Source organism: Micrococcus porci, assembly GCF_020097155.1.
Classification (GTDB): domain Bacteria; phylum Actinomycetota; class Actinomycetes; order Actinomycetales; family Micrococcaceae; genus Micrococcus; species Micrococcus porci.
Genome location: NZ_CP083691.1, coordinates 1,103,010 through 1,120,260, shown reverse-complemented (window position 1 = coordinate 1,120,260; position 17,251 = coordinate 1,103,010). Strand labels below are relative to the sequence as shown.

Here is a 17,251-nt window from a genome sequence, read left to right as displayed (position 1 = left end):
TTTCTCGCCTCCCCGGGCGCCGCGTTGCGCCGACGCGGGGCCCGGGCACGCCCGGGACGGGCCTCCGGGCTCAGGCCCAGCCGTGGCGCGCGGCCCAGCGCGTGAGCTCGTGGCGGTTGGAGAGCTGCAGCTTCCGCAGCACGGAGGAGACGTGGCTCTCCACCGTGCGGTCCGAGATGAACAGCTCGGCGCCGGCCTCGCGGTACGTGTAGCCGCGCGCGATCAGCCGCATCACCTCGCGCTCGCGCGCCGAGAGACGGTCCAGGTCCCCCTCGGACGGGGCCGGCCCCGCGGGCGCGGACTCCGTCGGCAGGCCCCGGAAGGCATCGAGCACGAACCCGGCCAGGCGCGGGGAGAACACCGCGTCGCCGCCGGCCACGCGCAGCGCGGCCTCCACGACCTCCGCCCCCGCGGCGCTCTTCGTGATGTAGCCGCGCGCCCCCGCGCGGATCACGGCGACGACGTCCTCGGCAGCATCCGAGACGGAGAGGGCGAGCAGGCGCTGGCCCGGACGCTCGGCCAGCACACGGGAGGCGACCTCGGCCCCGCCGCCGCCCGCGCCCCCGGGCAGGTGCACGTCCAGCAGCACGACGTCCGGGGCGAGCTGAAGGACCACTCGCACGGCCTCGTCCACGTCCCCGGCCTCCCCCACGATCCGCAGCCGGGAGGCGTCCAGGTCCGCCCTCAGCCCCGAGCGGAAGATCGCGTGGTCGTCCACGACCACCGCGGTGGGCACGACGGGATCGGCATGCACGGTCATGGCTTCATCCTGCCCGGTCACGCGCGGCCGCGCCCCTCACGCAGGCCGACGCCCGGGGCGCCGGGATCCGCGAGCGACAGCTGCACCTCGGTGCCGGACGGGCCCGAGCGGATGCGCGCCGTGCCGCCGGCCCGGCGCATGCGGCCCAAGATCGACTCCCGCACCCCGAGACGATCCGCCGGGACGTCCGCCAGGTCGAAGCCGGTGCCGCGGTCCCGGATGAAGACCTCCGCGAGCGTGCGCCCGCCGTCGTCCTCGGAGACCTCGACGAAGACCTGCACGTCACCGGCGTGACGCGCGGCGTTGACCATGGCCTCCCGCGCCGCGGACGCCAGCGGCTCGAGCCACGGGCCGGACGCCTCCCCCACCGACACGACCTCGACGCGCCGCCCGAAGGCGTCCTCGACGGCGGCCGCGTGGTCCTCCACCGCCTCGGCGAGCGTGCCGTGGGCGCGGGCCGAGTCCAGCGCGAGGAACTGGCGCAGCTCGCGCTCCTGGGCGCGGGCCACCCGCGCCACGGTCTCCGGGTCGTCGGCCCGCCGCTGGATGAGCGCGAGGGACTGGAGCACGGAGTCGTGCAGGTGGGCGGCGATCTCGTCACGCTGGGCGCGGACGGCGGCTCCCGTCCGCTCCTCGTCACGTCGCCGTCGGCGGGCCAGCACGAACGGCATGGCCACGAGCGCCCCGCCCGCGAGCAGGGCGACGGCGACCAGCAGCCCCAGCCACAGGTCTCCGGCGGTCACCGCGCCGACGACGATCGCGAGGACCCCCAGCAGCACGAGCGCGGTGCCGAGTCCGAGGCGCGCGCGCCGGGCCCACCGACCGCCCTCGGGCCCGTCTGCGGCGCCAAGCTGCATCCAGGCCAGGCCGAGGCCGATGACGAGCACGGCCACGGGCCCCACGAGTGCCCAGTCCACGGGCACGCCGAGTCCGTCGGCGACCGTGAGCACGCCCACGCCCAGGACGACCACGGCCAGGAGGATCGGCCAGCCACCCTCCCTGAGCCGCTCGAGGACTTCCGGCGCGCGCCCCCGCAGGGTGGGGGCCGGACCGGCCGGGGCACCGTCGGGGCCCTCCTCGGGCATGAGGAGCCACAGCCACGCGTAGAGGGCGATCCCCGCCCCGCCCGCGAGGGCGAGGACGGCGAAGCCGGCCCGTGCGAGACGCGGATCGAGGCCCAGGTGGCGGGCCACCCCTCCCGCGACGCCGGACACGGGCCGGTCCGCGGCGTGGCGCAGCAGCGCCGGGCGTGCGGAGAGGTCCGCGGGCGGCGGGATGGCGGGTGCGGGCATGACCCCATCCTGCCGGGTCCTCCGGGTCCGCACATCCGGGACCGGCTCCGGGATCCCCCGGATGTGCGCGGGGCCGTCCCGGAGGACGATGGAGCCATGGACACCGCACACGACCCCTTCCCCGCACCACGGTCCTCCCCCGCCACCCGTCCCCTCCCCCCGGGGCCCGCCAGCGACGCCCGCTCCCGGAGCGCCGGCACGGACGGACCGGCACCCGACGGCCTCGAGGTCCTGCCGGTCTGGCTGCGCCGCCCGGTGGAGGGCTGGGGCGTGCGCCGGTCGCGTTCCTCCTGGGTCGGCGGGGTGCTCGCCGGCGTGGCCGAGCGCTACCGGATCGACCCGCTCCTGTCACGCGGCGTGTTCGTGGCGCTGTGCGTGGTCTCAGCCGGGATCGGGCTGCTCGGGTACGCCCTGGCGTGGGCCGTCCTGCCGGACGCCGACGGGCGGGTCCACTACGGCCGCCTGCGCCGCGGCGAGTGGTCCGACGCCCCGGTCGCCATCGCCGCGATCGCCGCGATCGGCGCGCTCAACGTCGTGCTCGGGGCGGGCTTCACGCTGATCGCCCCCGTCCTGGGCGGCCCGGGCTCCCTGATCGGCCTCACCGCCCTGGCCGTGCTGGTGTGGTGGCTCGTGACCCGATGGGACGGCGAGGGCGAGCGCCGCATGGCCCCGGCTCAGCCCGCGCGCGACGCGGCCGCGCGCCCGGCGGCCGAGCCCTCGTGGTACCTGCGCCGCCACCGGCCGGAGTCCGCCACCGTGGACGCCCACGGCTTCCGCTCCGACTGGATCGACCCCGAGACCGGCTCCTGGCGCGAGCAGCCGCACAGCCGCGAGCACCGGGCCGCGGCACGCCTCGCGGAGGCGCAGGTCCGCGCCGCCGGCCAGGCCGCGGGCCGCCGTCCCGCCGGCACAGGGCGTGGCTCCCACAGCGCGGTGAAGCCCCTCCTGGGCCGGGGGACGCGGATCGCGACGTGCGTCGTCGCCGCGGGCGTGGCCCTCGCGGTCTCGCTCGCCATGGTCCTGGGCAACGTGTCGACGTCGGCCACCCTGTTCCCCGTCTGGCCGGCATTGGCCGCCCTGGGCGTCATGGCGGCGGTGATGACCGCGGGACTCCTCCGCGGCCGCCGGCCCGGGCTCCTCGCTCCGCTGAGCGGCATCCTGGTGGGGGTCGTCGCACTGCAGGTCTGCGCCCACCTCCTCTTCACCCCGCTCCCCTGACACGGCCGACGTCGCCGTCCGCCGTCGACTCCCCCTCCCGCCGAAAGGACCCCCGATGACCCCCGTCTCCCGCCCTCGCCCCGGCGGCGCCCGCCGCACGCCCCTCACGCCCGTCTTCGACGGCATCCGCGCGCTGGGGTTCCGTCGCACCCGTCCCCGCCTGGTCGGCGGCATCGCGGCGGGCCTGGCCGCGAACACGGGCGTCGACGTCTGGCTCATGCGCCTGGTCCTCGTCCTCGTGGGCCTGCTGCCGGTGCTCGGCCTCGGCGCCTACCTGGTGGTCTGGGCCCTCACCCCGTGGGAGGACGGCGTGATCCCCGCCGAACGCGCCCTCTCCGGCGCCTGAGCCGCCCCGGCACCGGCGGCGCCCCGACCGCGCCACCAGACCGCCCTGACCGCCCGCCGGCTGGGGCGGTCGCCCGTCTCCTGACGCGGCGACGGCCCCCTGACTAGGGTGGTCGAGGGCGTCTTCCGACGCCCTCCCCGCACCGATCCCAGGAGGACACCCCATGCGAGTCGGCCTGCTCACCTCCGGTGGCGACTGCCCCGGCCTGAACGCCGTGATCCGTGCCGCGGTGCTGCACGGCATCAAGACCTACGACATGGAGATGGTGGGCATCCGCAACGGGTGGGCCGGCATCATCGAGCAGGACGTCGAGGACCTGCCCCGCACCCGCGTGCGCGGCCTGGCCCGCACCGGCGGCACCATCCTGGGCACCTCGCGCACCCATCCGTACGACGCCGACGGCGGCGGCCCGGAGAACATGGCGCGCAACCTCCGCGAGCTCGGCATCGACGCGGTCGTCGCGATCGGCGGCGAGGGCACCCTGGCCGGCGCCAACCGCCTCGCCCAGGACGGCCTGCCCGTGGTGGGCGTGCCGAAGACCATCGACAACGACCTCCAGGGCACCGATTACACGTTCGGCTTCGACACCGCCGTGGAGATCGCCACGGACGCCATGGACCGCCTGCGCACGACCGGCGAGTCCCACCACCGGTGCATGGTCGCCGAGGTCATGGGACGGCACGTCGGGTGGATCGCCCTGCACTCCGGCATGGCCGCCGGCGCGCACGCCATCCTGATCCCCGAGGTCCGCACGCCGATGTCGCAGGTCGCCGAGTGGGTCACCCAGGTGCACGAGAAGGGGCGGTCGCCGCTCGTCGTCGTCGCGGAGGGCTTCATCCCCGAGGGGCACGACGACCCCCTGGCCGACGCGGGCATGGAGGCCTCCGGGCGTCCGCGGCTCGGCGGCATCGGCGAGTGGGTCACCCGCGAGATCGAGGAGATGACCGGGATCGAGACCCGCAACACGGTGCTCGGCCACATCCAGCGCGGCGGCGCCCCCACGGCCCGCGACCGCGTGCTCTCCACCCGCTTCGGCATGGGTGCGATCGACCTCGCCGCCCAGCACCGCTGGGGCTCCATGGTGGCCGCCCGCGGCACGGACATCATCACCATCCCGATGAGCGCGGCGCTCAAGGGGCTCAAGGAGGTCCCCCGGGAGCGCTACGACGAGGCCAAGGTCCTCTTCGGCCGGTGACGGCCGCGGAGCCGCTGCCCGAGCACGTCCGGGAGCTCGTCGCCCTCGCCTGGGGGCGGGCCCTCGGCGTGCCCGACGACGTCGCCGCCCTCGCCCGGGCCACCGGCCGGCGGGTGGCGTTGCCCCGCCCGGCCGGCCCCGAGACGGACATCCTGCTGCTGGAGGCCGCCGGCCTCGAGGTCCTCGCCGGGCCGGAGCCACTGCTCGCCGCCGCCGCGGACCGGGCGACCGAGGAGCTCGCGCTGGAGTCGACGCTCCTGCGCCTGGCCTCGGGATGGGGTCCGCGCTCTCGCGGCGAGCACACCCTCCTCCACCTGGACGAGCCCCCGGAGGTGGCCCCCTCCGGGCGGGTGGCGGTCTCCGACGACCCGGCCGACGCCGCAGCCCTGGCCCGGGAGTGCCCCGCCGACGACGCCCGTGCCGCGGGGCTCGACGAGCTCCACGCGCTACGCACCCTCGTCCCCGACGACGGAGCGGGCCGGGCGACCGGGACGCCGCTGGCGGCCGCCGGGCACGCGACCCGGGCGGGTCTCCTGGCGGACGTCCGCGTGCTGGTGCGCCCCGAACTGCGCGGGCGCGGCCTGGGCGCCTATGCCGCGGCGGTGGCCGCCGGGGCCGCCTGGGACGAGGGCCTGGTGCCGCAGGCGCGCGTGCCCGCCGCGCAGGACGGGGCCCTGCGCCTCGCGCTGGGCGTCGGCTTCGTGCCCACGGGCCGCCTGACCCGCGTCGAGCTCACGCGCGCCGGCTGAGCCCCGCGGGGCGGCCGACGACCTGGCCGGCGTCGGGCGAGACGAGCGCCTGCTGGGACGCGGCGATCCACTCGGGCTCCCCGCCGCCCGCGGCCTCCTCCCGGACGAGGAGCTCGGCGGCCACGGGAACGGCCCGCTTGAGCACCGCCAGGGCGACCGCCCCGGCCTCGTGGTGCTGGACCGCGCTGGTCACGGTGCCGACGGGACGGGCGGCGGCTCGCGCGTCGGCCGTGTCCGGCTCGGGGCGCAGGATGACGGCCGCCCCCGCGGCGGGGAGGGCATGCGAGGAGCCGTCCAGCAGGAGCTGGGTGAGCCGCCGCGGCGGACGGCCCAGGTTGTACACGCGGGCCACGGTCTCCTGCCCGCGGTAGCAGCCCTTCTCCAGGTGGACGGCCGTGCGCAGGATGTCGAGCTCGTGCGGGATGGCGCGGGCGTCGGCGTCCACCGCGGGACGGGGGCGGCCCGCCTCGATGCGCAGGGCCTCCGCCGCGAGGGCGCCGGCGAGGGACCAGCCCTCCAGCTCCCCCGTGCCGAGCCGGTCGACGGTGGCCACGAGGTCGCCGCGGGTCACGAGGTACTCCCGCCAGGACCAGCCCGCGCCCGGGTGCGCGGCCGGGTCGGGATCCGGGGAGTACGGCCAGCCGCCGACGTCGACGCGCGGCCACGGGTCGAGCCACACGGTGCGGTCCTCCCAGCCGGGCACCGGGGCCATGGCCCCGACCACGGCGACGACGCCCGTGTGGTCACGCAGGGTGACGCGGTGGGAGAACACCATGGAGCGCAGCCACGTGACGAGGACGTCGGCGTGGGCGGGATCGGCGATCAGCCAGGCGGCGGCGCCGTCCTCCAGCAGGTGCACGGCGATCTCGATGCGCCCGTTCGCGTCCAGGAAGAGGGCCTCGGTACTGGTGCCCGCGGGACGGTCCTTCAGGTGCTGTGTGCTCAGCGTGTGCAGCCAGGAGAGCCGGTCCGGGCCGGAGACGGACACGACCGTCTTCTGCGAGAGGTCCACGAGCGCCCGGCCGCGGGCGAGGGCGCGCTGCTCGACGAGCGGACGGCCGTAGTGGGCCGCGACGCCGGCGTCCTGGCCGACGCCCTCGACCGCGCCCTCCGCGGGGCCGCCGGGAGCGGCCGGGGGCGGGGCCAGCAGCGGGCTGCGCCGCGCCGCCCTGACGGCCGGGGCGGGCTCGGGACGCGGCTCGGTCACGCGCCCTGCTCCGGAGCTCGCCCGCGCTCCCCCCGGGGTCGGGGTGCGCCGGGGGCCAGCCGACCCTCGGAGGGGTCCGGCATGCGGTCCAGGATGGCGGAGGCGTGGACCTCCATAGGGCCCTCCACGGCGGGGGACGAGTCCCAGCGCCAGAACAGCTGGCCGTTCACCAGGCCGGCCATGCGGGTGGCGCGGGCGTACTCGCCGGCGGCCGCGCCGCGCAGCAGGGAGTCCATCACGATCTGCACCTGCGGGCCCTTGATGCGCCCGTAGTAGAGCTCGGCCAGGGAGCCCGGGTGGGTGATGGTGGCGGTGATGCGGAAGGCGCCGTCCTCGGAGCGCAGTGCCTCCACGTCCTCGGCGGAGCGATAGGCGGGGACGATGTCCGCAGGCACCATGCCGGGGCCGACGTCGCCGTCCTGCCGCGCGCGGTCCACCTGCCAGAAGCCGGACTCCACGGTCAGCGGGCGCAGGAGGGTGCCGTCCGCCTCGCAGAGCCAGGACTCCGCGCGGTACTCGACGAACGGGAGGCCGTGCTCGACGAAGTCGACGCGCTGGTAGAAGATGTCCGTCCCCTCGGAGCCGTCGCCGAGGCGTCCCTGCCCCTCCCAGCTGCCGATCAGCCAGGACAGCGGGGCGAGCTCGGGGGTGAGGTCGTACGGGAGTTCAGTGGCCATGACGACGCACGGCACGGCCCCTCAGCGGGGCCGTGCGCTCAGCGCTGGCCCTTGAAGAGGCCGCCGACGACGAGGGCGGCCACGGCCGCCATGCCCAGGCCCGCCAGCACGACGAGGACGAGGAAGAAGATCTCGAGAGCAACAATCGAATCCATGCTCGGCATCCTATCCCGGGAGCGCCCCCGGGTCAGGCCAGGAAGCCGAGCATGACGTGCCCGACCACCCCCGCCGCCCCCACGGGGGCCATCGCCAGCGCATAGCCGGCGCGCCGCGGGGAGAGCGTGGTGCCCACGACGCGGTCCTCGGGCAGCGGGCGGGAGGAGGGCGCCGCCGCGGCCGTCAGGGAGACGAGCCCCGCCGTGCCCAGGGCCGCCGCCGCGTACACCCACGCGGTGTGGGCGGGGGCGCCGAGCAGCAGGGACACCAGCGCCGCGACGACCCCGGAGGCCGGCACCATCACGAGGGCGAGCACCCGCGGGCGCCCCTGCATGAACGGCGTCAGGCCGATCAGGGACGTGACGATCAGGGTGGCCGCCAGCGTGACCACGAGTCCGGTGGCGCCGGGGGCCTCGCGGTGATGCGCGAGCGGGACCCACGAGGCGGCCAGGAGGCACACGAGGACTCCGCCCATGGTGGTCACCGTGGACTCCAGGCGCAGCGGCCGGCCCGTCCCGCGCACCAGCTGCACGATGAACGACGCCATCGTGCCGAACGCCAGGACCACGGCCAGCGGCTCGAACAGCGCCCACGCGCCGCGCGGACCGGCGTCGCCGCGCGGCCACAGCACCATCACGAGCACGCCGAGCACGCCCGCCACGAGCATGGTGAGGGTCAGCGAGAGGCGGGCGGGGGCGCCCATCTGACGGGGCCAGCCGAAGGCGATCACCGCGATGACGAGGCAGGCCGCCACCGCAGCCGGGACCGGGCCCAGCAGGGCCGCTCCCCCGAGGACGAGGGCGGCGAGGGCCGCGCTCAGGGCCATGGACAGACGCATCACGCCCCCCATCCTGCCAGGCGCGCCCGATCGGTATCCTCGACGGCGGGCCGGCGTCACACGCGGGCGCCGGCAGCGCCGGCACGGACGACGTCGAGGGGGCGCCATGGCGCGGCTGCTGATGCTCACGCGCGCCGCGTCCGCCGTGGAGGTGCTCCCCGCGCTCGACCTCCTCACGCACGACGTCGAGCGCGCCGACCCCCGCGCCGCCCTCGCCGCCGGCCGGGAGGACGTCGACGGCGTGCTGCTCGACGCCACCTCCGGCCTGGCAGAGGCGCGCACCCTGGCCCGGGACCTGGCGTCCCTGGCGCCGGAGGTGCCGGTGGTGGCGGTGATGGCCGAAGGCGCCCTCACCGCGGTGGGCCCGGAGTGGTCGCTCGCAGACATCGTGCTCACCGGCGCCGGACCCGCCGAGGTGGACGCCCGCGTGCGCCTGCTGCGCCCCGCCGACGCGCCGGTGGCCGGCGGCGCGGCGGAGCGGCTGGCCGTGGGCGGCGTGGAGATCGACCCGGTCGGCTACCGGGCCCGCCTCGACGGACGCGCCCTGAACCTCACCTTCCGCGAGTTCGAGCTGCTCAAGCACCTCGCGCAGAGTCCCGGCCGGGCGTTCTCCCGCGAGCAGCTGCTCCGGGAGGTGTGGGGCGACGACTACTTCGGCGGGACCCGCACCGTGGACGTCCACGTGCGCCGCCTGCGCGCCAAGCTCGGCCCGGACCGCGAGCAGATGATCGGCACCGTCCGCAACGTCGGCTACCGGTTCACCCCCCGCCCCGACGGCGATGCCTGACGGGCCTGGCGTCCGGCGGCCTAGGGTGTGGGCATGTCCGAGCAGCCCGCCTCCCCCGCCCTCCCGCCGACGCCCGGCGTCGTCTCCCCCGGAACGCCGTCCGACGTGGACGCCGCCCTCGCCCTGGCGGACCGCGCCCACCGCTCCGACGGCCACCCCCCGCTGAACGACCAGACGCGCGCGGTCCTGGCGCGCGATGCGCAGCGGTGGTGGGGCCTGACCCGCGACGAGGCGGGCGCCGTCACCGGCGTGGCGGTCCTGGCACCGGAGGGCGAGGCCGCGGGGCCGGGCGTCGTGGAGCTGGCGGTGGACCCGGCGCACCGCGGCGCCGGCCTGGGCGCCGCCCTGGCGGAGGCCGCGGCGGACGCGGTCCGCGAGCGCGGGGAGGCGCGGCGGACCAGCGCCTGGGCGCACGGCGCGCTGCCGGGGGCGCTCGCCCTGGCCCGCCGTCACGGCCTCGAGCCCGTGCGCGAGCTGCGCCGGATGCGCCTGGACCCCGCCGGACTGGGGGCGCTGCCCCCGACGCGGCTTCCCGAGGGCGTGACCCTGCGCGGATTCGTGCCGGGCCGGGACGAGGACGCCTGGCTGGCCCTGAACGCCGCCGCGTTCGCCGACCACCCCGAGCAGGGCTCCCTCACCCGCGCCGACCTGGACGCCCGGGAGGCCGAGGACTGGTTCGAGGCCGCCGGGCTGCTCTTGGCCGAGGACGCCGAGGGCACCCCGGTGGGCTACCACTGGACGAAGGTGACCCCGGCGGAGGCGGGGGCGCCGTCGGAGGGCGAGGTGTACGCCGTCGGGATCTCCCCCGCCGCCCAGGGGCGCGGCCTGGGGCGGGCCCTGACCCTGGCGGGGCTGCATCACATGGCCGGCCGTGGCGTGGACGCGGTGGACCTGTACGTGGACGCGGACAACGTGCCGGCGGTGCGGCTCTACGAGTCCCTCGGCTTCGCGCTGGCCGCGGCCGACGTGCAGTTGCGCCCCGCCCGCTGACGGTCCGGGCGCGGGCCCGTGGGCGGGCGACCGCGACCCGCGGCACCGCGTGACGCGTCCCCTATCCTGGGACGGCATCCCCGACCCCATCCCCCCGGAGGACCCCCGCACCATGTCCGCGCACCCCGACGACCGCGCCGCCGCCTGGTCCACCCCGGACGGAGCCGTCACCGCGCCCGGCGCCGAGGTGCTCGCCGCGGGCATGATCCCCTGGCGTCCGGGTGCCGAGGGCCTCGAGGTCCTCGTGATCCACCGGCCCCGCTACGACGACTGGTCCTGGCCCAAGGGCAAGGTGGACGACGGCGAGACCCTCCCGGAGGCGGCCGCCCGCGAGCTCGCCGAGGAGGTCGCGCTGACCCTCCGCCCGGGCCTGCCGCTGGCCGTGACCCGCTACGACGTCCCCGACCGCAAGGGGAAGGGGATGCTCTCCAAGGAGGTCTGGTACTGGGCCGGGGAGGCCACCGGCCAGCGCCCGACGCCCGACGGCGACGAGGTCGACGAGGCCCGCTGGGTCAGCTCGGCCCGCGCCCGCGAGATGCTGAGCAACGCCACGGACCTGGAGCCGCTGGACCGGCTGGAGCGGGCCGACGCCCGCGGGCACCTGCGCACCGTCCCGCTGCTGGTGCTGCGGCACGCGAAGGCCAAGCCGCGCTCGTCCTGGTCGCGCGCCGAGCAGGAGCGCCCGCTGGCCGCCACCGGTCGCCGCCAGGCCCACTCGGTGGCGCGCCTGATCGCGGTCTGGCGCCCCGAGCGGGTCGTCTCCTCCCCCTGGCGGCGCTGCGTGGAGACCCTCGCCCCCTTCGTGAAGGCCACCCGACTGCCCCTGAAGACCAAGTCCGCGTTCACCGAGACCACGGCGCGCGAGAAGCCCAAGAAGACCCGGCGGGCGTTCCGGGACCTGCTGGCCCGGCGTCGTCCGCAGGTGCTGTGCCTGCACCGTCCCGTGATCCCCTCGATCCTCGAGGAGGTCGACGACGCCGCCGCCCGCCCGGCCTCCGACGTGCTGGCCGCCCTGCCGCGCCGGGACCCGCACCTGCGCCCGGGCGGCGTGCTGGTGCTGCACCAGGGGCTGGACGCCAAGGGCGCCGTGGTGGCCGCCGAGGTCTACGACCCCTGGAGCGACTGACCGTGCGGGCCTAGGCTCGTGGCATGGAGACCACCGCGAACCAGCACCCCGAGAAGATCGTCCACGAGCGCCTCCAGGTGACCCGCGACCCGGACCGCCAGCGCTTCGAGATGCGCCAGGACGGCGTGTTCATCGGCTTCCTGGGCTACGACGTCGAGGAGCTCCCCGCGGCCGACGGCGGTGAGGACGAGACCGTGGTGCGCCTCCAGCACACCATCATCGACGAGGCGCACGGCCGGAAGGGCTACGCCCGCGCTCTGGTGACGATCGTCCTGGACCGGCTCCGCGCCGAGGGCGAGAAGATCTCCCCTGAGTGCTCCTACGTGCAGGACTACCTGCGCCGCTACCCCGAGTACCAGGACATGGTGCGCGAGGTCTGAGACGGCGACATCTGGCGGGGCGGGGACGAGGATGTCCCCGCCCCGTGGTGCGTGCGGACACCCCCTCCTCGTGTATCACCGTATTGATACAGTGGGCGCAAAGGGGTGCCATTCGGCGCTCCCCGTCACCGGAGGTCGTGATGGCGCTGTTCACCGTCCTGCTGCCCGTCCTCACCGTGCTGAGCGTCTTGGCCATCGTCATCGGCACGGCGCTGAGCGTGCGGCCCACCACCACATCTGCCGCCCTCCTGGCGCGTGTCCGATCGCACGGGGCGGCCACCGCCGTCACCGCTCTGCTGCTGGGCTCCATCTCCGGCTTCGCCGGACTGGCCGCTGAGGCCCGGCCGGAGGGGCCGGAATGGACCTGGGACGCCGGCGAGTGGCACGGCGTCCCGGTCTTCCTCGACGCCGTCTGGCTCGCCCTGGCGCTGGCCCTGCTCCCGGCGATCCTCGTGGCCGCGGTGACGGTCGGGGCGCAGCGCTCCGTCCCTGCCCCCCAGGGACGGGTGCGACGCGCGGTGCTCACCCCCCGGACGGCGGCCTCGCTGGTGCCGCGCGGACCGGCGCTCCCCGGCGTCGGGATCGGCCTGGCCCTGGGCGCGACCCTGGTCCTCCTCTGGGCCGAGCCGAGCGTCCCCCGGCTCTTCCCGTCGGACGGCGCACAGGAGCCCGAGGGGTACACCCCGCTGGCCGCCGGCGCTCAGCTGGCCCCGTGGATCCTCGGCGCCCTCGTCGCCGATCTGGGCGCGGCGGCCATCGGGCTGCGGGCGATCGCACACCGGCCACCGATCATCGGGCTCACGGCCGCCCAGGACCGGGCCGCTCGCACCGTCGCCGCGCACCGGCTGGTGCGCACCGTCGCCTGGATGCTGTGGCTCCTCACGCTGGGGGCGTGGGGCTCCGTCCTCCTGAGCCGCACCCAGCGGGATCTGCTGCACGCCGTGTTCCCCGGCCACCCGGCCGCCCTCGACGCGAGGCCCGGGCTGGGATGGATCGGCACCGTCGACGCCTGGACGGGCCTCGCCACCCTGGCGGTGGCGCTCGTCCTTCTGCTGTGGCGCCCGCCCGCGCTGGGCGAGCTGCGCACGGGGCCAGGGATCGACCGGGCGCGGACCGCTGAGACGGTGCGGACGGAGACGGCATGAACGGCGTCGAGCCGACCCTCGAACTGGACCTCCGCTCCCCCGTGCCCCCATTCGAGCAGATACGCGCGGGCATCTCCGCCTTCGTCGACGCCGGCGTGCTCGCCCCCGGCGACCGCCTCCCCTCCGTCCGGGCTCTGGCCGCCGACCTCGGGGTGGCCCCGAACACCGTGGTGCGGGCGTACCGGGAGCTGGAGTCCGCCGGCGTCGTGCGCACCGCCCGCGGCAAGGGCACCGTCGTCGCGGACCGGCCCCGAGGCGCCCTCACCGCCGACGACGACGGCACCGCCCGGACCCTGGAGGCGGCCGTGCACAGCGCCCTCGCCGCGGGTTGGGACCGCGAGCGCGTGCAGCGCGTCGTGGAGGCCGCCCTCGTCTCTCCCCCCGCCCCCGTGGACCGGAAGGACACCCCATGACCCTCGACATCCCCCTCTGGCCCGTCCTTCTGCTCGGGCTGACCGTCGTCGGCGTGCTCGCGCTCGCCGCCCGCCGCGGGCCTCGGCGCTCCGCCCGGACGACGGCCCGCCAGCACCTGGGCCTCTGGGCGCTGCTGGCCCTGGTCCTCACCGGGGCGCTGCTCGGCCCCTGGGCCTACGTGGGGCTGTGGGCGGGCGACGGCGGGCTGTCCTGGGTGCAGGCCGACGGCGCACCGACCCGTGGCACCGTGGAGCTGGTCGAGTCCGCGGTGCCGGCAGAGCTGTTGACCCCCGGCATCGCGGCCGTGGCCCTGCTGCCCGCGCTGTGGCTCGTGGGCCTGGCCGCCCTCGCCCAGGTCACCTGGCCTCGGGAAACCGGACCGCGACGGCGGGCGGCGCTGCGCTCCCGGTCCTGGCGCCACCTGCTCTCCCGGCGCGTGCTCGTCATCCTGGGCGGGGCCACGGTCCTGGCCGCGGCGGGCATCGCCGCGATGGCCGGGCTGCCCGCCGTGGACGGCGTCCAGCTGAGCGTGCACACCGGCCCGGAGTCGACGCAGTTCCGCGCGTCTGCCGACAGCCAGCCCGCGGGCGCGGACGTCGCCCCCTGGTTCGCCGCGGCCGCGGCGACCGTGCTCGCCGCCGTGGCCGGCGTCGTGCTGGTGGTGCACCGGCGCGGGGCGCTCGGCGGGCTCAGCCCCCGCGAGGACCTCGCCGCCCGCCGGATTGCGGTGGACCGGTCCGCCCGCATCGGCGCGGCCCTGCTGGCCTGGAACGGCCTGGCCGGACTGCTGGCGGCCGGCGCGCACGCGCAGGCACGGGACGCCGCCGGGCTGCTGGGGGACCTGGCGGGCCGGTGGGCCGAAGGCGGGATCGACGTCGCCGGCGTCACGGCGGCGGTGCGCGCCCAGGACACGCCGGACGCGGGCGTCTCCGCGGCCGTCCTCGCAGCGACGGCGCTGATCGCGGCCGTGCTCATCTTCGCCCGGCCCCGTGCCGAGGAGCGGATCCTGCAGGACGGGCCCGACGCCGATCCCGTCGCGACCGGGGGCGACAGCGCGTCCGGGGGCGACAGCGCGTCCGGGGGCCTCGATAGACTCCCCGGGTGAGCATCCCCACCCCCTACGAGGACCTGCTGGCCGACGTGCTCGCGCACGGCGCCGTGAAGGCGGACCGCACCGGCACCGGCACGCGCAGCGTCTTCGGCCGGCAGCTGCGCTTCGACCTGGCCGAGTCCTTCCCGCTGATCACCACCAAGAGGGTCCACTTCAAGTCCGTGGCGCTGGAGCTGCTGTGGTTCCTGCGCGGCGACTCGAACGTTCGCTGGCTCCAGGAGCGCGGCGTGACCATCTGGGACGAGTGGGCGGACGAGGGCGGCGAGCTCGGCCCGGTGTACGGCGTGCAGTGGCGCTCGTGGCCCACCCCGGACGGCGGGAGCATCGACCAGATCGCGAAGGTCGTGGAGCAGATCCGCACGAGCCCCGACTCCCGCCGCCACCTGGTCACCGCGTGGAACCCGGCCGAGGTGGACGAGATGGCCCTGCCGCCCTGCCACGCGATGTTCCAGTTCTACGTGGCCCCCGACGTCGACGGCGCGCCCGGCGTGCTCTCCTGCCAGCTCTACCAGCGCTCGGCGGACCTGTTCCTGGGCGTGCCCTTCAACATCGCCTCCTACGCCCTGCTCACCCTGATGGTGGCCCAGCAGACCGGGCTGACCCCCGGCGAGTTCGTGTGGACCGGCGGGGACTGCCACATCTACGCCAACCACGAGGAGCAGGTGCGCGAGCAGCTCTCCCGCGAGCCGTACCCGTACCCCACGCTGCGGATCCGCCGCACGCCGGAGAGCATCTTCGACTACGAGTACGACGACTTCGAGCTCGTGGACTACCGCCACCACCCCGCGATCAAGGCCCCGGTGGCCGTCTGATGGCCCGCCACCACGACGACGGCGCTCGCCCCCGCCAGACCATCGCCATGATCTGGGCGCAGACCCCGGACGGCGTCATCGGCGCCGACGGCACCATGCCCTGGCACCTGCCCGAGGACCTCGCCCGCTTCAAGGCGCTCACCCTGGGCCACCCCGTGATCATGGGCCGGCGCACCTGGGACTCGTTCCCGGCGCGCGTCCGCCCCCTCCCCGGGCGCACGAACATCGTGGTCTCCCGCACCCTGACGGCCACCCCCGAGGCCGGCGAGGCGGTGCGGGCGGCCGGCGCCGTCGTCGTCCCCGACTTCGGGGCGGCACTGACCGCCGCGGACGAGGCGGACGGACTGGACCTCGTGTGGGTCATCGGCGGGGCCACCCTCTACGAGCAGGCCCTGGACGTGGCCACCCGTGCCGAGATCACGGTCGTGGACGTGGACGCGCCCGGCGACACCCACGCCCCCGCCCTGGACTCCCGTTGGCGGCTCGTGGCCGCCGACCCGAGCCCCGACGGCTGGCTCGACTCCGCCGCCGGGCCGCGCCGCCGCGACGAACGATGGGAGCGTGACTGACATGGCCGACCTCCCCTCCGACGAGAAGGCGCCCCTGCTGGACGCGCAGGCCGTCACCTTCCTCACGCTGATCGCCTTCCCCGTGCTCGCGTTCGTCTGCGCGGTGATGGGCCTGATCCTCGTGCTGCAGGGCAAGGTGGTGGCCGGCGTCGTGTTCCTGGTGGTGCTCACCCAGGTGTTCGCCGCGGGCGGTCTCATCACCTGGAACCGCAGGAGGCGGGACCGCTCCGGCCGGTAACGTGGGGGCATGACTTCCGCAGCCCCCGCCCCCGTGTCCCCCGCCGCTCCGGCCGCCGTGCCCACCGTGGGCATCGTGGGCTGGCGCGGCATGGTCGGCTCCGTCCTCATGCAGCGGATGGCCGAGGAGGGCGACTTCGCCCGCATCCACCCGGTGTTCTTCTCCACCTCCAACGCCGGCCGCCCCGCCCCCGTGTTCGAGGGCATGGACGGTGACGCCGGCACCCTGCAGGACGCGCACGACGTCGAGGCCCTCAAGGCCCTGCCGATCATCGTGACCGCCCAGGGCGGCGACTACACCAAGGCCGTGTACCCCGCCCTGCGCGCCGCCGGCTGGGACGGCATCTGGATCGACGCCGCCTCCACGCTGCGCATGGAGGACTCCTCCGTGATCGTGCTGGACCCCGTGAACCGCTCCGTGATCGACGCCGCGCTGGCGTCCGGCACCAAGGACTTCATCGGCGGCAACTGCACCGTCTCCTGCATGCTCATGGGCCTGGGGGGCCTGTTCCGCGAGGGCCTGGTCGAGTGGGGCACCGCCATGACCTACCAGGCGGCCTCCGGCGGCGGTGCCCGCCACATGCGCGAGCTGCTCACCCAGTACGCGGCCCTGGGCGGCGTCGTGGCCGAGGAGCTGGCCGACCCGTCGTCGGCGATCCTGGAGATCGACCGCAAGGTGCTGGAACTGCAGCGCGGCGGCCTGGATGCATCCCAGTTCGGGGTGCCGCTGGGCGGCTCGCTGATCCCGTGGATCGACTCGGACCTCGGCAACGGCGTCTCCCGCGAGGAGCAGAAGGCCTACGACGAGACCAACAAGGTGCTCGGCCTCACCGGCGACGACCGCATCCCGTTCGACTCGCTGTGCGTGCGCATCGGCGCCATGCGCTCCCACTCCCAGGCGCTGACGCTCAAGCTCACCCGGGACGTGCCGCTCGACGAGATCACCGAGATCGTGGCGGACGGCACCGAGTGGGCCCAGGTCGTGCCGAACGAGAAGGAGGCCTCCCTGCGGGACCTCACCCCGATCGCCGCCTCCGGCACCCTGCAGATCCCCGTCGGGCGCCTGCGCAAGCTCAACATGGGCCCGGAGTACCTCTCCGCGTTCACCGTCGGCGACCAGCTCCTCTGGGGCGCAGCCGAGCCCATCCGCCGCATGCTGATGATCGCCACCGGCAACCTCTGAGCCCCGGCCGCGGCTGCGGGGCGGCAGCACGGCGGCACTTTCGCTCAGAAGAACGTCGC

20 protein-coding genes are annotated in these 17,251 nt (G+C 76.2%); 15 read left to right on the top strand and 5 right to left on the bottom strand.

Annotated elements, in window-relative coordinates:
• Nucleotides 1-70: 70 nt before the first annotated feature.
• Together KW076_RS05370 and KW076_RS05365 are read right to left on the bottom strand one after the other, a co-directional pair.
• Complete coding sequence (locus KW076_RS05370; protein WP_224356560.1) at nt 71-760, bottom strand: LuxR C-terminal-related transcriptional regulator; 690 nt, start codon at nt 758-760, stop codon at nt 71-73.
• Nucleotides 761-777: 17 nt separating this feature from the next.
• Nucleotides 778-2,052, bottom strand: coding sequence for an ATP-binding protein (locus KW076_RS05365; RefSeq protein WP_224356559.1), 1,275 nt, complete (start codon nt 2,050-2,052; stop codon nt 778-780).
• Nucleotides 2,053-2,148: 96 nt separating this feature from the next.
• Here KW076_RS05365 and KW076_RS05360 point away from each other — a divergent pair, with 96 nt between their 5' ends.
• The 4 genes from KW076_RS05360 to KW076_RS05345 all read left to right on the top strand — a co-directional run bounded on the left by KW076_RS05360 (nt 2,149) and on the right by KW076_RS05345 (nt 5,560).
• Entirely contained in the window at nt 2,149-3,270 is a 1,122-nt protein-coding gene (locus tag KW076_RS05360) for a PspC domain-containing protein (protein ID WP_224356558.1), read from the top strand.
• Between the two features lie 55 nt (nt 3,271-3,325).
• Entirely contained in the window at nt 3,326-3,616 is a 291-nt protein-coding gene (locus KW076_RS05355) for a PspC domain-containing protein (protein ID WP_224356557.1), read from the top strand.
• Between the two features lie 163 nt (nt 3,617-3,779).
• A complete protein-coding gene (locus tag KW076_RS05350) occupies nt 3,780-4,811 on the top strand; it encodes a 6-phosphofructokinase (RefSeq protein ID WP_224356556.1) in 1,032 nt (343 codons plus the stop codon).
• Nucleotides 4,808-5,560, top strand: a complete 753-nt coding sequence (locus KW076_RS05345; RefSeq protein ID WP_224356555.1) for a hypothetical protein — start codon at nt 4,808-4,810, stop codon at nt 5,558-5,560. Before KW076_RS05350 ends, KW076_RS05345 begins: the two co-directional genes overlap by 4 nt.
• On the opposite strand, the gene ygfZ is transcribed toward KW076_RS05345, so the two are convergent.
• From ygfZ to KW076_RS05330, 3 genes are all read right to left on the bottom strand, one after another.
• Nucleotides 5,544-6,767 carry a CAF17-like 4Fe-4S cluster assembly/insertion protein YgfZ gene (ygfZ, locus tag KW076_RS05340; protein ID WP_434084359.1) on the bottom strand — a complete coding sequence of 408 codons (1,224 nt, stop codon included), beginning with the start codon at nt 6,765-6,767 and terminating at the stop codon, nt 5,544-5,546. The genes KW076_RS05345 and ygfZ overlap by 17 nt on opposite strands.
• Nucleotides 6,764-7,444 carry a nitrobindin family protein gene (locus tag KW076_RS05335; RefSeq protein WP_224356554.1) on the bottom strand — a complete coding sequence of 227 codons (681 nt, stop codon included), beginning with the start codon at nt 7,442-7,444 and terminating at the stop codon, nt 6,764-6,766. The genes ygfZ and KW076_RS05335 overlap by 4 nt, the downstream gene beginning before the upstream one ends.
• Before the next feature lie 187 nt (nt 7,445-7,631).
• Nucleotides 7,632-8,438, bottom strand: coding sequence for a hypothetical protein (locus KW076_RS05330; protein WP_224356787.1), 807 nt, complete (start codon nt 8,436-8,438; stop codon nt 7,632-7,634).
• Between the two features lie 106 nt (nt 8,439-8,544).
• On the opposite strand from KW076_RS05330, the gene KW076_RS12515 reads away from it, so the two are divergent.
• The 11 genes from KW076_RS12515 (at nt 8,545) to asd (ending at nt 17,192) form a co-directional block, all read left to right on the top strand.
• On the top strand, nt 8,545-9,225 hold the full coding sequence (locus tag KW076_RS12515) for a response regulator transcription factor (RefSeq protein ID WP_286670236.1): 681 nt from the start codon (nt 8,545-8,547) through the stop codon (nt 9,223-9,225).
• Between the two features lie 33 nt (nt 9,226-9,258).
• The gene (mshD, locus tag KW076_RS05320) at nt 9,259-10,215 is read left to right on the top strand and encodes a mycothiol synthase (RefSeq protein ID WP_224356553.1); all 957 of its coding nucleotides are present in this window, start codon (nt 9,259-9,261) and stop codon (nt 10,213-10,215) included.
• Between the two features lie 112 nt (nt 10,216-10,327).
• Nucleotides 10,328-11,341, top strand: a complete 1,014-nt coding sequence (locus KW076_RS05315; protein WP_286670235.1) for an NUDIX hydrolase — start codon at nt 10,328-10,330, stop codon at nt 11,339-11,341.
• Nucleotides 11,342-11,364: 23 nt separating this feature from the next.
• A complete protein-coding gene (locus tag KW076_RS05310) occupies nt 11,365-11,721 on the top strand; it encodes a GNAT family N-acetyltransferase (RefSeq protein ID WP_224356552.1) in 357 nt (118 codons plus the stop codon).
• Between the two features lie 140 nt (nt 11,722-11,861).
• Nucleotides 11,862-12,866, top strand: coding sequence for a hypothetical protein (locus KW076_RS05305; protein WP_224356551.1), 1,005 nt, complete (start codon nt 11,862-11,864; stop codon nt 12,864-12,866).
• On the top strand, nt 12,863-13,279 hold the full coding sequence (locus KW076_RS05300) for a GntR family transcriptional regulator (RefSeq protein ID WP_224356550.1): 417 nt from the start codon (nt 12,863-12,865) through the stop codon (nt 13,277-13,279). Before KW076_RS05305 ends, KW076_RS05300 begins: the two co-directional genes overlap by 4 nt.
• Nucleotides 13,276-14,385: a hypothetical protein gene (locus tag KW076_RS05295; RefSeq protein WP_224356549.1), complete on the top strand. Its 1,110-nt coding sequence runs from the start codon at nt 13,276-13,278 to the stop codon at nt 14,383-14,385. The genes KW076_RS05300 and KW076_RS05295 overlap by 4 nt, the downstream gene beginning before the upstream one ends.
• A complete protein-coding gene (locus KW076_RS05290; protein WP_224356548.1) occupies nt 14,382-15,203 on the top strand; it encodes a thymidylate synthase in 822 nt (273 codons plus the stop codon). The genes KW076_RS05295 and KW076_RS05290 overlap by 4 nt, the downstream gene beginning before the upstream one ends.
• Entirely contained in the window at nt 15,203-15,772 is a 570-nt protein-coding gene (locus KW076_RS05285) for a dihydrofolate reductase (RefSeq protein ID WP_224356547.1), read from the top strand. Before KW076_RS05290 ends, KW076_RS05285 begins: the two co-directional genes overlap by 1 nt.
• Nucleotide 15,773: 1 nt before the next feature.
• Nucleotides 15,774-16,010, top strand: a complete 237-nt coding sequence (locus tag KW076_RS05280) for an NF038396 family protein (RefSeq protein WP_224356785.1) — start codon at nt 15,774-15,776, stop codon at nt 16,008-16,010.
• Nucleotides 16,011-16,019: 9 nt separating this feature from the next.
• Nucleotides 16,020-17,192 (top strand): aspartate-semialdehyde dehydrogenase, encoded by a 1,173-nt coding sequence (asd, locus tag KW076_RS05275; RefSeq protein ID WP_224356546.1) that lies wholly within the window; start codon nt 16,020-16,022, stop codon nt 17,190-17,192.
• Nucleotides 17,193-17,251: the final 59 nt, after the last annotated feature.

What these genes read in the sequence shown, in the direction of transcription:
- KW076_RS05370 (WP_224356560.1), bottom strand. Translation starts at nt 760, where the DNA reads ATGACCGTGCATGCCGATCCCGTCGTGCCCACCGCGGTGGTCGTGGAC.
- KW076_RS05365 (WP_224356559.1), bottom strand. Translation starts at nt 2,052, where the DNA reads ATGCCCGCACCCGCCATCCCGCCGCCCGCGGACCTCTCCGCACGCCCG.
- KW076_RS05360 (WP_224356558.1), top strand. Translation starts at nt 2,149, where the DNA reads ATGGACACCGCACACGACCCCTTCCCCGCACCACGGTCCTCCCCCGCC.
- KW076_RS05355 (WP_224356557.1), top strand. Translation starts at nt 3,326, where the DNA reads ATGACCCCCGTCTCCCGCCCTCGCCCCGGCGGCGCCCGCCGCACGCCC.
- KW076_RS05350 (WP_224356556.1), top strand. Translation starts at nt 3,780, where the DNA reads ATGCGAGTCGGCCTGCTCACCTCCGGTGGCGACTGCCCCGGCCTGAAC.
- KW076_RS05335 (WP_224356554.1), bottom strand. Translation starts at nt 7,444, where the DNA reads ATGGCCACTGAACTCCCGTACGACCTCACCCCCGAGCTCGCCCCGCTG.
- KW076_RS05330 (WP_224356787.1), bottom strand. Translation starts at nt 8,438, where the DNA reads ATGCGTCTGTCCATGGCCCTGAGCGCGGCCCTCGCCGCCCTCGTCCTC.
- KW076_RS12515 (WP_286670236.1), top strand. Translation starts at nt 8,545, where the DNA reads ATGGCGCGGCTGCTGATGCTCACGCGCGCCGCGTCCGCCGTGGAGGTG.
- mshD (WP_224356553.1), top strand. Translation starts at nt 9,259, where the DNA reads ATGTCCGAGCAGCCCGCCTCCCCCGCCCTCCCGCCGACGCCCGGCGTC.
- KW076_RS05315 (WP_286670235.1), top strand. Translation starts at nt 10,328, where the DNA reads ATGTCCGCGCACCCCGACGACCGCGCCGCCGCCTGGTCCACCCCGGAC.
- KW076_RS05310 (WP_224356552.1), top strand. Translation starts at nt 11,365, where the DNA reads ATGGAGACCACCGCGAACCAGCACCCCGAGAAGATCGTCCACGAGCGC.
- KW076_RS05305 (WP_224356551.1), top strand. Translation starts at nt 11,862, where the DNA reads ATGGCGCTGTTCACCGTCCTGCTGCCCGTCCTCACCGTGCTGAGCGTC.
- KW076_RS05300 (WP_224356550.1), top strand. Translation starts at nt 12,863, where the DNA reads ATGAACGGCGTCGAGCCGACCCTCGAACTGGACCTCCGCTCCCCCGTG.
- KW076_RS05295 (WP_224356549.1), top strand. Translation starts at nt 13,276, where the DNA reads ATGACCCTCGACATCCCCCTCTGGCCCGTCCTTCTGCTCGGGCTGACC.
- KW076_RS05285 (WP_224356547.1), top strand. Translation starts at nt 15,203, where the DNA reads ATGGCCCGCCACCACGACGACGGCGCTCGCCCCCGCCAGACCATCGCC.
- KW076_RS05280 (WP_224356785.1), top strand. Translation starts at nt 15,774, where the DNA reads ATGGCCGACCTCCCCTCCGACGAGAAGGCGCCCCTGCTGGACGCGCAG.
- asd (WP_224356546.1), top strand. Translation starts at nt 16,020, where the DNA reads ATGACTTCCGCAGCCCCCGCCCCCGTGTCCCCCGCCGCTCCGGCCGCC.